The 19,692-nt window shown below is 32.5% G+C and carries 17 protein-coding genes; 16 read left to right on the plus strand and 1 reads right to left on the minus strand.

Annotation, left to right across the window (positions count from 1 at the left end):
- Positions 1–106: 106 nt before the first annotated feature.
- Positions 107–3,637 (minus strand): T9SS type A sorting domain-containing protein, encoded by a 3,531-nt coding sequence (locus Q0891_RS04030; RefSeq protein WP_299098979.1) that lies wholly within the window; start codon positions 3,635–3,637, stop codon positions 107–109.
- Positions 3,638–4,155: 518 nt separating this feature from the next.
- Here Q0891_RS04030 and Q0891_RS04035 point away from each other — a divergent pair.
- From Q0891_RS04035 to Q0891_RS04110, 16 genes are all read left to right on the plus strand, one after another.
- On the plus strand, positions 4,156–4,587 hold the full coding sequence (locus Q0891_RS04035; RefSeq protein ID WP_299098980.1) for a DUF2061 domain-containing protein: 432 nt from the start codon (positions 4,156–4,158) through the stop codon (positions 4,585–4,587).
- A gap of 6 nt (positions 4,588–4,593) precedes the next feature.
- Positions 4,594–5,184 carry an adenylyl-sulfate kinase gene (gene cysC, locus Q0891_RS04040; RefSeq protein ID WP_299098983.1) on the plus strand — a complete coding sequence of 197 codons (591 nt, stop codon included), beginning with the start codon at positions 4,594–4,596 and terminating at the stop codon, positions 5,182–5,184.
- A gap of 5 nt (positions 5,185–5,189) precedes the next feature.
- Positions 5,190–6,095, plus strand: a complete 906-nt coding sequence (cysD, locus tag Q0891_RS04045) for a sulfate adenylyltransferase subunit CysD (RefSeq protein ID WP_299098985.1) — start codon at positions 5,190–5,192, stop codon at positions 6,093–6,095.
- A gap of 83 nt (positions 6,096–6,178) precedes the next feature.
- Positions 6,179–7,435 carry a GTP-binding protein gene (locus Q0891_RS04050; protein WP_299098987.1) on the plus strand — a complete coding sequence of 419 codons (1,257 nt, stop codon included), beginning with the start codon at positions 6,179–6,181 and terminating at the stop codon, positions 7,433–7,435.
- A gap of 9 nt (positions 7,436–7,444) precedes the next feature.
- A complete protein-coding gene (cysQ, locus tag Q0891_RS04055; RefSeq protein WP_299098989.1) occupies positions 7,445–8,233 on the plus strand; it encodes a 3'(2'),5'-bisphosphate nucleotidase CysQ in 789 nt (262 codons plus the stop codon).
- Between the two features lie 143 nt (positions 8,234–8,376).
- Positions 8,377–9,492, plus strand: a complete 1,116-nt coding sequence (gene gmd, locus Q0891_RS04060) for a GDP-mannose 4,6-dehydratase (RefSeq protein ID WP_299098991.1) — start codon at positions 8,377–8,379, stop codon at positions 9,490–9,492.
- Position 9,493: 1 nt separating this feature from the next.
- Positions 9,494–10,441 (plus strand): GDP-L-fucose synthase, encoded by a 948-nt coding sequence (locus Q0891_RS04065; protein ID WP_299098993.1) that lies wholly within the window; start codon positions 9,494–9,496, stop codon positions 10,439–10,441.
- Positions 10,442–10,504: 63 nt separating this feature from the next.
- Positions 10,505–11,557: a dTDP-glucose 4,6-dehydratase gene (gene rfbB / locus Q0891_RS04070; protein WP_299098995.1), complete on the plus strand. Its 1,053-nt coding sequence runs from the start codon at positions 10,505–10,507 to the stop codon at positions 11,555–11,557.
- 74 nt (positions 11,558–11,631) lie between these two features.
- Complete coding sequence (gene rfbA, locus Q0891_RS04075; RefSeq protein ID WP_299098997.1) at positions 11,632–12,507, plus strand: glucose-1-phosphate thymidylyltransferase RfbA; 876 nt, start codon at positions 11,632–11,634, stop codon at positions 12,505–12,507.
- A 154-nt stretch (positions 12,508–12,661) separates the two neighbouring features.
- Positions 12,662–14,140 carry a lipopolysaccharide biosynthesis protein gene (locus Q0891_RS04080; protein WP_299098999.1) on the plus strand — a complete coding sequence of 493 codons (1,479 nt, stop codon included), beginning with the start codon at positions 12,662–12,664 and terminating at the stop codon, positions 14,138–14,140.
- On the plus strand, positions 14,140–14,985 hold the full coding sequence (locus Q0891_RS04085) for a hypothetical protein (RefSeq protein ID WP_299099001.1): 846 nt from the start codon (positions 14,140–14,142) through the stop codon (positions 14,983–14,985). Before Q0891_RS04080 ends, Q0891_RS04085 begins: the two co-directional genes overlap by 1 nt.
- Positions 14,986–15,870, plus strand: a complete 885-nt coding sequence (locus tag Q0891_RS04090) for an alpha-1,2-fucosyltransferase (protein ID WP_299099003.1) — start codon at positions 14,986–14,988, stop codon at positions 15,868–15,870. It abuts the gene before it with no gap.
- Positions 15,855–16,937, plus strand: a complete 1,083-nt coding sequence (locus tag Q0891_RS04095; protein WP_367179557.1) for a DegT/DnrJ/EryC1/StrS family aminotransferase — start codon at positions 15,855–15,857, stop codon at positions 16,935–16,937. The genes Q0891_RS04090 and Q0891_RS04095 overlap by 16 nt, the downstream gene beginning before the upstream one ends.
- Complete coding sequence (locus tag Q0891_RS04100; protein ID WP_299099005.1) at positions 16,934–17,605, plus strand: NeuD/PglB/VioB family sugar acetyltransferase; 672 nt, start codon at positions 16,934–16,936, stop codon at positions 17,603–17,605. Before Q0891_RS04095 ends, Q0891_RS04100 begins: the two co-directional genes overlap by 4 nt.
- Complete coding sequence (locus Q0891_RS04105) at positions 17,605–18,483, plus strand: glycosyltransferase (RefSeq protein ID WP_299099007.1); 879 nt, start codon at positions 17,605–17,607, stop codon at positions 18,481–18,483. The genes Q0891_RS04100 and Q0891_RS04105 overlap by 1 nt, the downstream gene beginning before the upstream one ends.
- Positions 18,480–19,664 carry an SDR family oxidoreductase gene (locus Q0891_RS04110; protein WP_299099009.1) on the plus strand — a complete coding sequence of 395 codons (1,185 nt, stop codon included), beginning with the start codon at positions 18,480–18,482 and terminating at the stop codon, positions 19,662–19,664. Before Q0891_RS04105 ends, Q0891_RS04110 begins: the two co-directional genes overlap by 4 nt.
- Positions 19,665–19,692: the final 28 nt, after the last annotated feature.

Genomic DNA, 19,692 nt, shown 5'->3' on the forward strand with positions numbered 1-19,692 from the left:
GTTGCGAATTTCCTAAATATTCTTATTTGGAAGTATTTTTATAAAAATGTGCAAAAAAAAGCGCATCTAAAATAGATGCGCTTCAATAATAAGTGTTTTATTAAGGTTATTTAATAATAACTTTTTGAGTTCTGTTACCAATGTTGCTTTGTAATTGAACAACATAGATACCAGCAGAAAGATTAGATACATCTACATTATTTTCTGTGTTACGAGAATTTAGTGCTGTTGTATTTACAATTCTTCCTTGTATATCAAATACATTTAAAGTAGTATCTTCTTCTAGTTGACCTTTTACAACAATCGTTTTAGAGATTGCGTAAATTTCTAAACCATTTAAGATATTATCCGTTATACCAAGTGCATTAGTCGCATTGAAATGAATATAAAAACGACCCGTTTCTGTTAACGTTGTACTCGGTGTAAATGTATAATCACCTTCTAATAAATTAGTAAACGTGTTAGTTACGTTATCTTCTAATGTTACTTCAACATTTTCAGGGATAAAGCTTTCACTAATACTTACAGTAGCTTGCTCACCTTGAATAATATTAATTCCTAAAGGAATAGTAACATTATCTAAATCTGAATAGCTCACCGATTGTGCAGCCATATCTTTACCTAAGTTATCTTGCACTAAGTGTGAGTAGATAGAGAATTCTGGTGATGTAGATTCAAACATCTCAGAATCATAGCCAGGATCCATGCTTAATGATGCGTCATCATTAAAATATAAATCTGTACCATAAATAGCACCTTCTTTTTCAACTTGTAACCTTACGTTAGCTAAGTTTTGAGTTTCAGATCTTCCAACAATAAAGTCATCAGTTGTACCAATGGTTCTCATCACTGGAGTAAAGTTAATTGTTGCACCTCCTGTTTTTGAAGCTACAAAGAAACCTTGTCCTGGAGCAATTTTTGCAGTAGGATTAGCATCGGAGTATGCTTGGTTCCATACAATAAATCCGTCAATTACATCGCCTCTATAACCATATACACCATAATTGGTTGGATTAAATGCTAAGGCATTTTCTGATAAAAATTCAGATAATAAAATATAAGAAGGGTAAGGGTTACCAATTAAATTTTGACTGCTAATTGCACCGATGTTAATGGCAACACTTTTAGATCCTGTTTCAACGTTACCAACAAATTCAAAAGTAGAACCTGTTGCAGCTGTAGACGCTGTTCTGTATCCAATACCAGACTCAATTAACGATGGATCGTCTGAAGCTGTATAATTAATATATTCATAAGCGTCATTATCAAAAGGACCAAATAAATAAGAAGGCACACCTCCAATTGTTCCTGATGGAATTTGTGTGTTAGCTGTTCTTAATGCTAAGAACGTTTGGCTACTATTTGTTACAGGAGCTGAAACCAAATCATTCTTTCCAGTTGTAGAGCCTGAGTCAGCAAACTGATTTACATGACGAAAATAAGTAACCTCACCTTGAATATTATCTGTAATTAAACTAGAATAAGACGTCGATGAAGAATTCAGTTCTAACGCACCATTATTTATAATACCAGAATTTGTTGTTATTGATTGACCTGCAGCAATACTTGCTGTTGCGCCATCATTAACATAGAAATTATTAATTTGAATATTAGAACCTGCAGTATAAGTACCGTCTAATATATAAGCGTCATCAGCACCTGTTGAACTAGATGGTGCATTTGGTGACCATCCATTATCTGTATATAATAAACCGTCAAAAACACTTGTTAATTTAAAGTTGTCAAAACCAGAATATCCAGTTACACCGTTGTTTCTTACACGAACTTGCAGTGCAATAGTATTCACTGAGTTTGGTATACTAACTTTAAGCGTTCCTTCATCGGATACAGGTACACCATTACCATCAAATAAAAAGACTAATGGCTCATTAGCTCCATCGTATATTAAACGGTATTGAACATCATCAGCGTTAGCTTCGTATCCATCAACGTCCCAATCAAAACTTAAAGAAACATTATTATATGCGCTAATATCAATAGTATCGAAGGTTATTGTGACATAGCCAGATGTACCTCCAGAGGTGTTGTTTAAATCGTTTTCTCCAAATATATTGTTTGAAAAAGAAGCATTATCTAAAGGTGATGCAACAGCGCTATCTATAACACCAAAATAACTTGTGCCCCAACCATTATCAAAACTAGGGATACTAGTAGAATATGTCCATTCTGGTGTGCTACCATCGAAATCTTGTTGTGCAATAGAAATTAAAGGCCCATTAACATCAAATGCGTTACTAGTTGCGAAACCAACGCCACCAATTAATGCAGCAATTGTGGTAACTGTTTCTTTTTCTGTAAATGTAACGGTGTTTAAAGTTGCTAAACCATTAATCACAGAGTAACTAATTGATGAAGGGTTCATAGATCCTGCAGCTAAAATAGTTACAGTGCCATTATAATCTTCGTCTAAATTACCATTACTATCAACAGTTAAAACTGTAGGAAATGGTGTCATAATTTCAAATTGATTTGTGTCCGTTGGTTGTTGACCAAAAACAACAGCATTTGCAATTACTTCTATTCTATTGTCATCACCTGCAATCGGTGTTTGCGCACCACCTGCATTGAAATCTTCAAAACTAGATCCAACAGCTACATTAGCAGATGCAGAGTTTACAGTTAATTGAAATTGAGTATTATCTGATACAGCTGTGTTAAAGGTAGCATAAACATCAAATGTTTTAGAACTGTTATCTAATGCACTTAGCCCTGTAACTCCTGTGAAAGTTGCAGTTTCATCTACCACAGAAACTTCAGCAACATTTAACGTTCCGTCAAATAAAGCTAAAGTAGAAATAACATCGCTGTTAGAGATTCCAAATTCTAAATCAGTTAAAACTGTTGCTAACAAATCAGTATCTACAAGTGAAGCACCTCCATCTCTAATAGAAAATTCTCCAACTTTAATAGAGTTTGATATGGTTAATCCTGAAGAAGCACTATAAGATGCATAATCTATATTATCCGTTGGATTATAGCTTGTTGCAATAATATCAGAGTTTGTACTGTTAAGGGTTGTAGAATTGATATTACCTTGTAATCTAAAACCAGGTGAAGCAATTCCGTATTGCGACCATGCGCCTCTTCCGCCAATTCTAATCCAGCCACCAGTTGTTGGTGCATTCCATGCATATAATCTGAAGGTAATAGTACCACCTGCTCCTGTTGGAACACTTAAACTTCCTAAGTTAAAGTTGGTAAACGTAGATGATGTAGTTTGAACCGTTGTTAATGCTATACCTGCAGTTGCAAAATTATCTAAACTGTAGAATATTTGCCAGTTGGCTGGGCCATTAGCATTTTTTCGTAATCTTAAATCAATTTCTGTTAATTCAATTTCATTGTCAGCACTTGCAATTGCGGACCATTCAATAAAATCATTATTTATTTCAGCTTGTGCTTGTGTTGTCGCATCCCACTGGCTTGTCGTGAAATTTGTGCTAGTAGAGGCCAAGTTAACTCCAGAGCCTCTTGTAAATCCTGTTGAAGAAATCGAAGGATCATTTCCAGTGTCTGTAGGGCCTACAATGTTTGCACGATCTACAGTAACAATGGTTTGACTAAATCCAAGTGAAAATATGGATAAAGCCAATAAAAAAAAGTAAGTTTTTTTCATAATTTATTTTAATTAAATCATTAAAACACTTGGGTATCCTCTTGATAGGTAAGTGTTTTTGGGGATTTTAGATGGCGCAAATATAACAAATTTTGCGAATTAAAAAATTTCAGAGCGCGATTTCTTAGGTGAAAGGTATTGTTTACGTAGGTCTTTTCGTATAAAATGTTAATTTTTTTAGAATAGTGATGATGTTCTTGTGATTATATTACAAATCTTGTAATTATTGAGTGAATTTTATTGATTTAATAATGATTTAATCTTAAAATTTAAAATAAAGTATTTATTGCTATAATTATAACGAACTATGATAAAGTCAAAATCTTATTATTTATATTTGCCAAAATAAACCGACATATAAGCTGTTTATGTTTAATGAAGTAAAATCTTAGTTAATGCTAGATTCAATGTGCACACTACTAAAATGTTAAGTAATTGAGTAATAATTTTAACAGAACGTTCAGCTTGTATTCTTCTCAAATAGTTTGTTGTTTCTTGTTGTTTAAAGTTTTTAAATTTTGAGATTTAGTAAAAGGCATTTAGCTAAGACGATCACTTGGCGTCTAATCGGTACTTTAGATACACTTCTGCTATCATGGTTTATTTCTAGCGATTTAAGTGTAGGGGTTTTAATGGGAGCTTGTGAACTCTTGACTAAAATGGTATTGTATTACATCCACGAAAGGGTTTGGTTTAAGTCTACTATAAAATCATCGAACAAGAGACATATATTAAAAACGTTTTCATGGCGAGGTGTTGGTACAATTGATACTATTATATTAGGGTGGGTAATTACTGGTAACCCTCTAACAGGATTAAAAATCGGAGGAGCAGAGGTAATTACTAAAATGCTGTTGTATTTTGGTCACGAAAAATTATGGTATCGTATTAATTTTGGGTTGGACAAACGAAATAAAAGAAAGCAGTTAGAAAAACTAAATAATCAATAAGTAATAATGAGTTCTAATACTGTAAAACATAACTTCACGGTTTCAAAAGCTGATCGCGTAAAATTGAACAATCATAACTCAATGTTATTGTGGTTCACTGGTTTATCGGGTTCAGGAAAGTCTACTTTGGCAAATTTGGTAGAATTACAACTTCACAAAAAAGGGATATCAACTTTTACATTGGATGGCGATAATATAAGACAAGGTATAAATAAAGACCTTACATTTGCGCCAGAGGATAGAACAGAGAATATAAGACGAATAGCTGAAGTTGGGAATCTTATGGTTGAAGCAGGCGTAGTAACTTTAGCCGCTTTTGTGTCGCCATATATTCAAGATAGAGAGAATATAAAAACGATTGTAGGCGTAGAAAATTTCATTGAAATATATGTCAATACTTCTCTAGAAGAATGTGAACGTAGAGATGTTAAAGGCTTGTATAAAAAAGCGAGAGCAGGCGAAATTAAAAACATGACAGGTATTTCGGCACCATACGAAGCACCATTGCATCCAGATTTAGAAATAGTAACAGATAATCAGTCAATTGAAGAATCGGTTGAAATTATCTTAGACTTTATAATACAAAAATTAAAATAAGGAATATGAGTAATTACGTAATTAATCATTTAAAAGAGTTAGAGTCAGAGGCCATTTTTGTTATTAGAGAAATTGCGGCTCAATTTGAGAATCCGGTTTTACTCTTTTCAGGAGGTAAAGATTCTATTTTGCTAACACATTTAGCAAAGAAGGCATTTTACCCAGCAAAAATTCCATTTCCATTAATTCATATTGATACAGGTCATAATTTTCCAGAGACTATTGCATTTAGAGATGCTTTAGTAGAAAAGTTAGGTGTTAAACTTATTGTTGGTTCAGTACAAGAAGCTATTGATAAAGGTAGAGCGAAAGAAGAGACAGGTGCAGATGCGTCGCGTAATTCACTTCAAATTGTTTCCTTGTTGGATACTTTAGAAGAATATAAGGTAGATGCAGCAATGGGTGGCGCAAGACGTGATGAAGAAAAAGCCAGAGCAAAAGAGCGTTTCTTTTCGCATAGAGATGAGTTTGGGCAATGGGACCCAAAAAATCAAAGACCAGAACTTTGGAATCTCTTTAATGGCCGAAAAAATTACGGCGAACATTTTAGAGTGTTTCCAATTTCTAATTGGACAGAAATGGATGTTTGGGAATATATTAAATTAGAAAATATTGATTTGCCATCACTTTATTTTTCTCATCAGCGCGATTGTGTTGTAAGAGATGGTGTGATTTTGGCAAATTCAGAATTTATAAAGCTGAAGGAAAATGAAGAGGTTGTGAATATGACAATTCGTTACCGAACGTGTGGAGATATGCCAATTACAGGTGCTGTTGAATCTGAAGCAGATGATTTAGAGAAAATTATCGAGGAGATTGCTACGACTAGAACAACAGAACGAGGTGGTAGAGCTGATGATAAACGTGCAGAAACGGCAATGGAAGATCGTAAAAAACAAGGTTATTTTTAAAATACGATTTTCAAGAATAAAAGAGATATTAGAATATAGTAAATGCGCTAAAGCGAGATAGCAAATAGCAAAAAAATAAATAAATGGATTATCAAGATATAGAATTATTGCGTTTCACAACGGCAGGAAGTGTAGATGATGGAAAAAGTACTTTAATAGGACGCTTGTTATACGATAGTAAATCAATTTTTCAAGATCAATTAGAAGCTGTAGAAGAGTCTAGTAAATCTAAAGGATTTGATTATGTAGATTTATCATTGCTTACCGATGGTTTAAAATCTGAACGTGAACAAGGTATTACTATTGATGTGGCTTACCGTTATTTTGCTACTCCAAAACGTAAATTTATTATTGCAGATACACCAGGACATATTCAGTATACAAGAAACATGGTTACTGGAGCATCTACGGCAAATTTAGCCATTATACTTATTGATGCTAGAAAAGGAATGTTAGAGCAAACACATCGTCACGCATTTATTGCATCTCTTTTGCGAATTCCTCATGCCATAGTATGTGTAAATAAAATGGATTTAGTAGATTATAGTGAAGACGTTTACAATGGTATTGTGTCTGACTTTAATGCGTTTTCTTCAAAATTAGGAATTAATGATATTCAGTTTATTCCTATTTCTGCATTAAATGGCGACAACGTTGTTAATCGTTCTGAAAACATGGATTGGTATCAAGGTAGTACATTAATGTACCATTTAGAAACTGTTCATATCTCAAGTGATCATAACTTAGTAGATTGTCGTTTTCCTATTCAATCCGTAATTCGTCCTCATACATTAGAAAATCAAGACTATAGAGGTTTTGCTGGTCGTATAGATGGTGGTGTTTTTAAACCAGGAGATAAAGTGAAGTCTTTACCATCAGGTTTTGTGTCTACTATAAAAACAATAGAACTTAATGGCGAGCAAATATCAGAAGCATTTGCGCCAATGTCAGTAACCATGACATTAGAAGATGAGATTGATAACAGTCGTGGTGATATGATTGTTAGAGAAAATAATGTTCCTGAAATCGGACAAGATTTAGAAGTTTTAGTAACTTGGATGAGTTCTAAACCAATTCAAGCACGTACTAAAGTAGTTATAAAGCATACGACCAATGAATCTATTGGTATGGTAAAAGAATTAAAGTATAAAATAGATATCAACACCTTACATCGCATAGAAGATATTACTAGTGTTGAAATGAATGATATCGCTCGTTTATCTATAAGAACAGCTAAACCTATGTTCTATGATGCTTATAAAAGAAACAGACAAACTGGAAGTATTATTATAATTGACGAACAAACCAATGAGACCATTGGAGCAGGAATGATTATATAATTATTTTAAATGGACAACAATTTAAAGATTGCAATTGAAGCAGCCCTCGAAGCTGGTAAAGAAATTTTAGAAATTTATCATTCTAATGATTTTGAAGTAGAAATGAAAGGCGATAATTCGCCATTAACCAAAGCAGATTTAGCGTCACATAAAGTTATAATGTCTCATTTGAGAACTACTGATATTCCAGTATTATCTGAAGAAGGAAAATCAATACCATATGAGGACCGAAAAGATTGGAGTCAATTATGGATCGTAGATCCTATTGATGGAACTAAGGAGTTTATAAAACGGAATGGCGAGTTTACTGTTAATATAGCTTTAATTGAAAATCAGAAAACGGTAATAGGTGTTATTTATGTACCTGTTTTAGGGGATTTGTATTTTTCTACCAGAGACATGGGTGCTTTTAAAGTTAAAGTTAATCTCGATGATTACAATGTAGACGTTTTAATGAACGAAGGAGAAAAATTACCTTTAGAACGCGACGATAAAACGTTTACAGTTGTTGCTAGTAGGTCTCATATGTCGCCAGAGACAGAAGCGTATGTTAATGATATGCGTAACGCGCATGGCGAAGTAAATTTAATATCAAAAGGAAGTTCTCTTAAATTGTGTATGGTAGCTGAAGGAAAAGCAGACTGTTATCCAAGATTTGCGCCTACAATGGAATGGGATACAGCTGCAGGACAAGCTATTTGTGAGCATGCAGGTTTTCAAGTAATAGATTGGAGCACTAAGGAGGATATGTTATACAATAGGAAGGAATTGTTGAATTCTTGGTTTTTAGTTAAGTAAATTAAAGAATATATTATTTGGTTGAAGTTTTTTTGAATACATTATAATTTTAAAAATTGTGTAGATTATTTAAGTCTTCTTATTTTTTTAAATTTGTATTACAATTAGCTTGAGCATTTAAACATTTATATACAAAGTTATTAATGAGTAAAGTTGCATTTATTACAGGAGTTACAGGGCAAGATGGTGCCTATTTAAGTGAGTTTTTATTAAAGAAAGGGTATGAAGTCCACGGACTTAAACGTCGTTCTTCATTGTTTAATACAGACAGAATAGATCATTTATATCAAGATCCACATGTAGATCATCAAAATTTCTACTTGCATTATGGTGATATGACGGATAGTACTAACCTTATCCGGTTGATAAAAGAAATTCAACCTGATGAAATTTACAACCTAGCGGCTATGAGTCATGTTGCAGTTTCTTTTGAAATTCCTGAGTATACTGGTAATGCAGATGGTTTAGGTACCTTAAGAATTTTGGATGCTGTACGATTATTAGGTTTAGAAAATAAAACCAGAATTTATCAGGCTTCAACGTCAGAATTGTATGGTAAGGTTCAAGAAGTACCTCAATCTGAAACAACACCTTTTTACCCAAGATCGCCTTATGCTGTTGCTAAGATGTATGCGTATTGGATAACTGTGAATTATCGTGAAGCCTATAATATGTATGCTTGTAATGGTATTTTATTTAATCACGAATCGCCAATACGAGGAGAAACGTTTGTAACACGTAAAATTACTAGAGCAGTCTCTAGAATAGCCTTAGGGTTACAAGATAAATTCCATTTAGGAAATTTAGATGCACAAAGAGATTGGGGACATGCTAAGGATTATGTTCGTATGATGTGGATGATTCTTCAGGCGGATGAAGCAGAAGACTGGGTAATCGCTACTGGGAAAACTACAAGAATTAGGGATTTCGTTCATATGAGTTTTGCTGAAGTTGGTATTGAACTAGAGTTTAAAGGTAGTGGCGAAGATGAAAAAGCGTACGTGACTAAATGTAATAATCCTAAATATCAAGTTGAAATAGGAAAAGAGGTTTTAGCGGTAGATCCACGTTACTTCAGACCTACTGAAGTAGAATTGCTAATTGGAGATGCGTCTAAGGCCAAAGAAAAATTAGGTTGGGAATGTCAGTATGACTTAGCTGATTTAGTTAAAGATATGATGCAAGGTGACATTAAGGTTATGCAAGAACAGCAATACCTTGAGAAGGGAGGTTTTAAAACCATGAATTATTTTGAGTAATATGGGGAAAGATTCAAAAATATACATAGCAGGTCATCGCGGTATGGTCGGCTCTGCGGTTTGGCGAGCTTTAGAAGCCAAAGGCTACACTAATATTGTAGGTAAAACAAGTAAAGAATTAGATTTACGAAACCAACAAGCCGTAATTGATTTTATTGATAATTATAGGCCAGACATTATTATTGATGCGGCAGCAAGAGTTGGTGGTATATTAGCGAATAATGAGAATCCGTATCCATTTTTAATGGAAAATCTTCAGATTCAGAATAACTTAATAGATGCCGCTCACAATGCAGATGTATCTAAATTTATATTCTTAGGGAGTTCTTGTATTTATCCAAAATTTGCGCCTCAACCTCTAAAAGAAGAATATCTGCTTACAGATAGTTTAGAGCCAACAAATGAATGGTATGCCATTGCAAAGATAGCGGGTGTTAAAGCTTGTGAGGCAATAAGGAAACAGTATGGTAAGGATTTTGTAAGCCTAATGCCTACAAATTTATATGGGCCAAATGATAATTTTGATTTAAAAAGTTCTCATGTATTACCTGCTATGATGCGTAAATTTCATGAGGCAAAACCAACTGATGCTTCTGTAGAGTTATGGGGAAGCGGTACGCCAATGAGAGAGTTTTTACACGTCGATGATTTAGCACAAGCCGTAATATTTGCAGTAGAAAACAAATTGCCAGAACATCTTTATAATGTTGGTACAGGTACAGATGTTACAATTAAAGAATTGGCCGAAACCATTAAGGATATCGTAGGACATAATGGTGTTATCAATTGGGATAGTTCTAAGCCAGATGGCACACCACGTAAATTGATGGACAGTTCTAAATTACAATCTTTAGGTTGGTTGCCAAAATACAGTTTAGATAAAGGTATTCGTGATACTTATGCTTGGTTTAAAGCAAATCAATCTGCTTACAAAAGTGTAAAAATATAAGCATCAGTTATTGTCTTTTCTTGGGAAATTATAGCTATAAACTTAAAGTAAAATTAATATAGAATGAAGAATATTTTAGTAACTGGAGGTGCTGGATTTATCGGTTGTCATGTTGTTAAGTTATTTGTAGAAAAGTATTCAGACTACAATATTATAAATTTAGATGCGCTTACTTATGCAGGAAATCTTGAGAACTTAAGAGATATTGAGGACAAAGCGAACTACAAATTTATCAAAGGAGATATTTGCGATCAAAATTTAGTAAAGGAAATATTTGAAAAGTATGATATAGACTCTGTATTACATTTAGCTGCAGAATCACATGTAGATCGATCTATCACAAATCCATTTGAGTTCGCACACACAAATATAATGGGCACGTTAACCTTACTGAATCAAGCAAAGGAAAGTTGGAAAGGTGATTATTCTAATAAATTGTTTTATCATATTTCAACAGATGAGGTATTTGGTTCACTAGGACAGGAAGGCTATTTTTTAGAAGAAACATCGTATGATCCAAAATCGCCATATTCTGCCTCAAAAGCGAGTTCAGATCACTTTGTAAGAGCATATCAAAACACCTATGGTTTACCTGTAGTGATAACAAATTGCTCTAATAATTACGGGCCAAATCAATTTCCAGAAAAATTAATACCGCTATTTATAAATAATATTAGAAATAATAAGCCACTACCAGTTTATGGAGAAGGTCTTAATATTAGAGACTGGTTATACGTTAAGGATCATGCAAGAGCTATTGATGTTGTGTTTCATAACGGAACTATCGGTGATACTTATAATATTGGCGGATTTAATGAATGGAAAAATATTGACCTTATAAAAGTAATTTGTAAGGTGATGGATAAAAAGCTAGGCAGAGAAGAAAAAACGTCTGAAAAGTTAATTACTTATGTAAAAGACAGGGCAGGTCATGACATGCGCTACGCTATAGACTCTACAAAATTGAAAGAAGAACTAGGTTGGGAGCCATCATTACAATTTGAAGAAGGTATAGAGAAAACTATAGATTGGTATCTAGATAATGAAGTTTGGCTAAATAATATAGTTTCAGGAGATTATAAGGATTATTACAATAAGCAGTATTCAACGCATTAAATTTTAGTGTTTTTTGGTTGAAGTAAGAGATAAATTTTTAAGTTTAGATTAAGGTTTATTATAAAATAAGATAGATGAAAGGAATTGTATTAGCAGGTGGGTCAGGCACAAGGTTACACCCATTAACCATTAGTGTGAGTAAACAGTTATTGCCAATTTATGATAAACCAATGATTTACTATCCAATATCAGTTCTGATGCTCGCTGGTATAAGAGATATTTTAATAATTTCTACACCAGTCGATCTTCCAAATTTTAAAAAACTGTTGGGATCAGGAGAAAAATTTGGTGTTAATTTTGAATATGCAGAGCAACCATCTCCAGATGGCTTAGCCCAAGCATTTATTATAGGAGAAGAATTTATTGGTAATGATGATGTGTGTTTGGTCTTAGGTGATAATATTTTTTATGGTGCTGGTCTTCAAAATATATTAAAAGAGTCTGTGAAAACCGTAGAAGAGTTTGGTAAAGCCATTGTTTTTGGGAATTACGTTAGTGATCCAGAGCGTTACGGAGTAGCAGAATTTGATACTGATAAGAATGTAATTAGTATTGAGGAAAAACCCAAAGTGCCAAAATCAAATTATGCAGTTGTTGGGTTATATTTTTATCCGAACTCTGTAATTGAAGTGGCTAAAAATGTAACACCATCAAGTCGTGGAGAATTAGAAATTACATCAGTAAATCAAAGCTATCTAGAAGAAGAGAACTTAAAACTGCAAATACTAAGTCGAGGTTTTGCTTGGTTAGATACTGGCACGCACGAAGCACTTACAGAAGCTACAGAATTCGTGAAAGCGGTAGAAAAACGCACAGGACTTAAAATTGCTTGTTTAGAAGAGATCGCAATGAATTATGATTGGGTTACAAAGGAGTCAATTATAGAATCAACTGCGAGCCTAAAAGGTGATTATTATGATTATTTGAAAAAGATTACGGCAAGGGGATAGTAATATAAAGTTTATTACTTGATAATAGATTATATAAAAGCTCTCGAGAGATTAACTTTGAAGCATTGTTTTAGGCTAGTTCTACTTGAAATAATGGTGTTGATTTAAAAATTACAACAAAAAAAAGTTGTTATTGAACTTTAATTAAAATCATGTGGCAGACAATCTTAAAAACAAAGTAGTAAGTGGTATTTCATGGAGTTTATTAGGGCAGGTAACTAATCAACTACTCACATTTATAATTTCAATAGTTTTAGCTAGACTTTTAGGGCCAGAAGCATTTGGTCTCATAGGCCTAGTTATGGGAATTACTACTGTACTTAATGTAATTCAAGATTTTGGATTAGGTAGTGCGATAATTCAAAAAAGTGGTGTAAATAAAAAAGATTTTTCTAGTATATTTTTGTTTAACCTTGGGATTGGAGTAATACTTTTCGTTTTTCTCTTTTTTACGTCTGGATTATTTGCCGATTTTTTTAAAGATAATCAACTTGAGTTTTTATTTCAATTATCTGCAGTAGGTCTAATCTTTGGCTCAATGAGCAGTAGCCTAGGAAGCTTAATTAGAAAAGACTTAGATTTTAAGAAATTAACTATGATTGGCGTCTTTGTCAATGTTGTTACTGGAGGCTTAGGATTGTATTTGGCATACGATGGTTTTGGTGTTTTGAGTTTGGTAATAAGGAATTTAGTAAGCGCAGGATTGACCACTATAATTTATTGGGTAGTCTCACCATTAAAACCGAGTTTATATTTTAGTTTAAATAAGGTAAAAGGGTATCTAAAGTTCGGAGCGAATATGTTAGGCATTAATTTTGTTGCGCGTATTTTTGAACAAATTGATGTTTTAATAATCGGTAGATTTTACAACCCTGCAAGCGTTGGGTTTTATAATAGAGCGAAATCAATGAAGGTGTTGCCTTTGCTTACTATCACGTCAGTCCTTAATAAAGTGCTTTTTCCTGTATATTCAAAAATTAAACATGACGAGAATAGACTAAAAAAGTACTTTTCATTTTCAATAGGTCTGCTTAGCATTGTCTACGTGCCTATAATGTTATTACTAGCTTTTTATTCTAAAGAAGTTATCTTATTGCTATTAACAGACGAGTGGGCAGAAACAATTCCTTACTTACAAATACTTTGCATTACAGGTTTTTTTATGCCAATTAGTAGCGTGAGTAACAATATTTTAATATCTAGGGGGAAATCTCGATTTAGTTTAAGGTATATATTGATAAAACGTACAATCTATACTATTACACTTTTAATAGCTGCTCCGTTTGGTATTTTTAGTTTTGTATTGGTAAGTGGTGCTTACGCTGGTGTAACAGGTATAACTGATTTGTTTTTTGCATCAAAAGAAATCAACTTGAAAATTAGTATCCCATTAAAGAAAATATTCTTACAAGTGGCTTATACTGTCGTTGCATTAGGATTGGTATATGTGCTAGTTTATTTTCTTAAAGATTATTATTTACTCAATCTAATATTTGGAAGTATCGTGTTTGGCATATTATTTATATATTTTAATTATAAATCTAAAAATGAGGATTGGATTGAAACTATGGTTTTTTTGAATCCGTATATTCGCAACATTAAGAAAAAAATTAAAGTTATTTTTGTAAAATAATGAAAAGACCTATTATAATACTTTGTTATGCGCGTTCAGGTGGTACAATACTTAATAAGTGTTTGTCAAGTTTAACTGACACCGTAGTGATGTCTGAAGTGAATTCTTCAGGTGGAGGATCAGGCGTAGATATGTTAAATCCTTTATATGATATTAAGAGCCAGGCGCATACTTGGTACGATATAGATCTAAAATCTGATTCTTTTTCTGAATTAGCTACAGAATTAAATGCGCATTGTATTAATAACAATAAGCAATTAATCATTCGAGATTGGTCTATTGTTGATTTTGAACCGCTCAGAGAAAATAATAATAATCCAAGTAATACATTTAGCATACTTGAAGATTTAAAACACCTCGACCCAATTGTAATAGGATTCGTTAGAAATGCTATAGATGTATGGATTTCTAGAGGTCAACCAGACCACATCAGCTTTTTTAAATATTATGAAAATTATATTACTGCTTTAAAGCAACTTAATATTCCTATCTTTAAATATGAAGATTTTACTGAATCGCCAGAATTAGTATTTAATAAGATGTGTGACGAAATGGGGATAGAATATGAGAACGTTATAAGCAATGCTACGTCATATAATAAAGTTAATGGAGATATTCAAAAAGGACAAAATAGTAGAGGCCAAAAGATTAGTAAAATCCGTCCAATGAATCGACAGATTATACCATATAAGAGAGTAAAGAATTTAAATGCTAATGCTTTAATGAAAAAAGTGAATAGCGAAATGGGATATGGTATTAATTATTTTGATAATGTTACATTTTTAACATACATAGGTAAGAGAATCGGGCAATTTTATTTTAGACAAAAAAGAAAATTAAAATAAATGGTAGTCATTAATTTAAAAGGTGGTTTAGGTAATCAATTATTTGAATATGCTGCTAGCTTAGCAATTGCGAAACAAAGGAATCAAGAATTAAAAATAGATATCAAGTCTTTTGAGAGCGATCCTTATGGAAGAAAGTTTGGATTATGTTCATTTAAAATTGACAATAAAATCTATTCTAAAAAAGAAGTAGATGCGTTTTTAAATCTTTCTATATTTGAAAGAATAACTAACGCTTTAAAACCAAGAAACTCTAAGCGTTATTATAGTTTAGGAGATCGAGAATTAGATTTATCTATTTTAGAAGCAACGCCAAAAGATCAATATCTTAATGGTTATTTTGCTAATTCTGGATATTTTAAAAATATAAGGACTGAACTTTTACAAAATATTGAATTAAAAGAAGATTTAAAAACAGATCTATTCAAGAAAAAAATCGAATGGATAAAACAAAATAAGTTTATTTCAATTCATATTCGTCGTGCAGATTATATATCTGATAAAGGAGCGAATCAATTATTTGAAACTTTAGATCGTAATTATTATGATAGATGTATTGACTATTTTAAATCTAACAAAGAGACCTCAAATAAATTTCTTTTTTTTTCTGATGATATAGAATGGGTTAAGAATGAATTCAAGACTTTAGAAAACACTTATTTTATAGAAGAAAAAGAGCTTTATAAAGATTATTTTGATTTAATGTTTATGGCAGCATGTGAGCATAATATCATTGCTAACTCAACCTTCAGTTGGTGGTCTGCTTGGCTAAATAAAAACCCAAATAAAACTGTATTAGCGCCAAAGGCTTGGTATCGAAATCAAGATTATCAGGCGTTCTTTGAAAAAACAAAATTTATACCTGAAACTTGGATATTAATATGATACCTGTAACCAAACCATTTTTACCGCCAAAACAAGAGTTGTACGCCTTATTAGATGAAGTGTACGAGAGAAATTGGCTTACCAATAGTGGACCTTTAGTTAACTTATTAGAATCTGAAATCCCAAAGTTTTTAAACTATAAAGGTCATTTTAGTTATGTAAATAACGGGACAATTGCTATACAGATTGCTATTAAAGCATTAGAACTCACAGGAGAAATTATAACAACGCCGTTTTCTTATGTAGCCACAACAAGTAGTATTGTATGGGAAGGGTGTAAGCCTGTTTTTGTAGATATAGAAAAAGGATCTTGTAATATTAATCCTAAAAAAATTGAAGCTGCCATAACACCGCAAACTACAGGTGTTCTTGCAACGCATGTTTATGGTAACCCTTGTGATGTAGAAGCCATTGAAGTTATTGCTAAAAAACATAATTTAAAGGTCATTTATGATGCAGCCCATTGTTTCGGAACTACATATAAAGGGAAATCAATTTTTGAGTATGGAGATATTAGCACTACTAGTTTTCATGCTACCAAATTATTTCATACCGTAGAAGGAGGTGCGTTATTCACTAACAATAAAGATGTCGCTCATAAAATAAACTATATGCGCAACTTTGGCCATAATGGGCAAGAGGATTTTTGGGGCATAGGAATAAATGGTAAAAATTCAGAGTTCCATGCCGCTATGGGAATAGCAAATTTAAAGCATATGTCTTCTGTTCTAGAAAAGCGCAAGGAGCAATGGTTAATGTATAGAGAGCATCTTAGTCAAGACTTTAAAGTATTAGAACTTATTGATGAGCCTGGTTTTAATTTCGCCTACTTTCCAATATATTTTAAAACGGAAGAAGACTTGTTAGAAAAGAAAAAATTACTGGATGATAATCATATTTATTGTAGACGTTATTTTTTTCCAAGTTTGAACACTTTAAATTACACAGAAAGCGAAAATGTTTTTGAAGTGTCTGAACAGCAATCTAAGCTTGTGTTAACGCTTCCTTTATTTGATAAATTGAGTAAGGAAAATCAATTATTAATTATCAAAAATTTATTAAGTTGAAAACAACAAATATTGTCATATGCTGTGCAGGACCTCAAACAAGGGTAATAATAGATATTCTTAGAGATCGACCAGAATATTCGATTGTTGGGATAATTGACTCAGTTATTAATATAGGAGATAGTTTTTATGGCTATAAAGTTATTGGTAGACAAAATGAGATTCAAAAATTATCTAAACAATATAATTTTAATGCAGGACTTGTTGGTTTAGGTGATAATTATTTGCGAGAAAAAGTGGTTTCAGAAATTTTGGAACAAAGTGAAGATTTTAAATTCATAAACGCTATATCTAAATTCGCCTACATAAGTCCAACCGCAAAAATGGGTGTTGGAAATGTTATCATGCCAGGTGTTGTTATTAATTCTGAAGCCAACATGTCAAACCATTGCGTCATAAATACAAACAGTTCCTTAGAGCACAATTGTACAATGGCAGATTTTTCATCATTATCAGCTGGTGTTACAACTGGTGGATATTTTAATTTGGGTAGATATTCTGCGATAGCATTAGGTGTGACTATTTTAGATAGAACTTCTATTGGAGAAAATGTTGTAGTAGGCAGTGGTTCTTTAGTCGTTAAGGATTTAGAGAGTCATGGCCTTTATTACGGATCACCAGCAAAACGTATTAGAGAAAGAAAACCATTTGAAAGATTTTTAAAATAATGGCAGATAAAAATCTCAATCCTATTGTGTCTGTATGCGTTATCACCTATAATCAGGAGGCTTACATAAAAAAAAGTTTGGAAAGTATTATTGGGCAAAACACCAATTTCGATTTTGAAATTGTTATTGGTGAAGATTGCTCCACTGATAGTACTGCTTTAATTATTAAAGAATTAGCAGCATCGAATAATAAAATTACACTTTTAGACAATAGTGTTAATTTAGGTGTTTTACCAAATTTTTTAAGAACTTTAAAAGCGTGTAAGGGTAAATATATTGCATTTTGTGAAGGTGATGATTACTGGATTGATGAAAACAAACTTCAAAAACAAGTCGATTTTTTAGAACAACAACCAAGTTATGGAGGTGTGTCTACAAACAACCGTTGGTTCTTTGAAAATGAAAATACATATAATGACAGTATCTTAGAGGAAGGAGAGATTTCTTTTGAATCATTAGCGCAGTCAAATAAAATAAATTCTCAAACGATTCTTTTTAAAAAAGAACTTATATCTAATTTAGATTGGATGACTAATCTAAAAATTGGAGATTGGCCTTTAAATTTATTAATAACGAGTCAACAGCCTTATTATAGACTTCCGGATGTAACAACAATTTATCGTGTTCATGAAGGTGGTGTTCATTCATTATTAAAGAAGGAGGCTAAATTACGAAATGTAGTAGAGGTTTTAATAAGTGTATTAGTCCATGTAGACTTATCTCATGAACGACAAGGATTGTTGAAAAAATCTATTATAAATACGCTAATAAAGCTTATAGCCTATAGGCCAAATGATATTAAAAAGTTGAGGAAAAAATACTTCGAATATGGAGGTTCTTTTTTCAATAAAACAGTACTTAAAAGTTATATTAAATGACATATTCTGAAATTTTTATAGGGCAAACAGCCGAAGTAGTACATACTATTACCGCAAAAGATATAGATAAATTTGCAGAATTAACAGGTGATGATAATCGTCTACATGTTGATGCGACCTATGCAAAAAAAACAGCTTTTAAAAAACAAGTAGCACATGGTATGTTGGGTGCATCATTTATTTCTACTGTAATTGGAACGAAATTACCTGGAGATGGAGCGCTTTGGTTTTCTCAAAGTTTAGAGTTTTTATTACCGGTTAGAATCGGAGATACCATAACTGTAATTGCAGAAGTACTTAAAAAGAATGATAGAGAAGAGAGTATAGAGTTATCTACTGTAATTTTTAATCAGAACAAACAGAAAGTAACTACAGGTAACGCTAAAGTTAAAATCATTCCGTTTGAAAAAGTAGAAGAACAATCTATAGAACAATTAAAAGATACACCCAAAATAGCTTTGATTGTTGGAGCATCTGGTGGAATAGGCCTAGAAGTTACAAGGCAATTACTTGATGCCGGATTTCATGTTATTGGACATTACAATAGTAATAAAACTGGTTTACTAAATCTAAGAAATACGCTTAAAGAACCAGAGCGTTTAAGAATTATACAAAGTGATTTAACGTCAAAGGATGGAGTAGAACATATTTTAGATGCTGTCAATAGATACACAGATGTTTTAGATGCTTTAGTGTATACATCAAGCCCTTCAATCCCTAATATAGATTTTCAATTATTAGATTGGAGTGATTTTGCAATACAAATAAAATTGCACGTAGAAATACCGTTCTTATTAACTCAAAAGTTAGAAAATCATCTTGCTAAAAGGCAAGCAGGTGTTGTGTTTATTACGACTCAGTCAATAGAACAACCCTTTGCTAAATTAGCACATTATACAACAGCAAAAGGAGCTTTGTTGGGTTTAACTAAGTCTTTGGCTACAGATTTAGCTAGCAAAAAAATTAGAGTAAATGCAGTTTCTCCAAGTATCGCTGATACAGATTTAAATGCTGATTTGCCTAAAAAAATAAAATTGTTAACGGCTGCAAAAACACCACTTAAACGCTTGGCTGCACCAGATGATATTGCTCAAGCAATCGTGTTTTTAGCAGATTCGTCTAAAAGTGGTTTTATAACAGGAGAAACCATTCGTATCAATGGTGGTCAAGTGATGCGGTAAACACATTAAGGAAAATCATATAATATAC

The sequence above is a fragment of the uncultured Winogradskyella sp. genome, from assembly GCF_947498005.1.
Taxonomy (GTDB): domain Bacteria; phylum Bacteroidota; class Bacteroidia; order Flavobacteriales; family Flavobacteriaceae; genus Winogradskyella.

What these genes read in the sequence shown, in the direction of transcription:
- rfbA (WP_299098997.1), top strand. Translation starts at nt 11,632, where the DNA reads ATGAAAGGAATTGTATTAGCAGGTGGGTCAGGCACAAGGTTACACCCA.
- Q0891_RS04090 (WP_299099003.1), top strand. Translation starts at nt 14,986, where the DNA reads ATGGTAGTCATTAATTTAAAAGGTGGTTTAGGTAATCAATTATTTGAA.
- Q0891_RS04085 (WP_299099001.1), top strand. Translation starts at nt 14,140, where the DNA reads ATGAAAAGACCTATTATAATACTTTGTTATGCGCGTTCAGGTGGTACA.
- rfbB (WP_299098995.1), top strand. Translation starts at nt 10,505, where the DNA reads ATGAAGAATATTTTAGTAACTGGAGGTGCTGGATTTATCGGTTGTCAT.
- gmd (WP_299098991.1), top strand. Translation starts at nt 8,377, where the DNA reads ATGAGTAAAGTTGCATTTATTACAGGAGTTACAGGGCAAGATGGTGCC.
- Q0891_RS04065 (WP_299098993.1), top strand. Translation starts at nt 9,494, where the DNA reads ATGGGGAAAGATTCAAAAATATACATAGCAGGTCATCGCGGTATGGTC.
- cysC (WP_299098983.1), top strand. Translation starts at nt 4,594, where the DNA reads ATGAGTTCTAATACTGTAAAACATAACTTCACGGTTTCAAAAGCTGAT.
- cysD (WP_299098985.1), top strand. Translation starts at nt 5,190, where the DNA reads ATGAGTAATTACGTAATTAATCATTTAAAAGAGTTAGAGTCAGAGGCC.
- cysQ (WP_299098989.1), top strand. Translation starts at nt 7,445, where the DNA reads ATGGACAACAATTTAAAGATTGCAATTGAAGCAGCCCTCGAAGCTGGT.
- Q0891_RS04030 (WP_299098979.1), bottom strand. Translation starts at nt 3,637, where the DNA reads ATGAAAAAAACTTACTTTTTTTTATTGGCTTTATCCATATTTTCACTT.
- Q0891_RS04105 (WP_299099007.1), top strand. Translation starts at nt 17,605, where the DNA reads ATGGCAGATAAAAATCTCAATCCTATTGTGTCTGTATGCGTTATCACC.
- Q0891_RS04110 (WP_299099009.1), top strand. Translation starts at nt 18,480, where the DNA reads ATGACATATTCTGAAATTTTTATAGGGCAAACAGCCGAAGTAGTACAT.
- Q0891_RS04050 (WP_299098987.1), top strand. Translation starts at nt 6,179, where the DNA reads ATGGATTATCAAGATATAGAATTATTGCGTTTCACAACGGCAGGAAGT.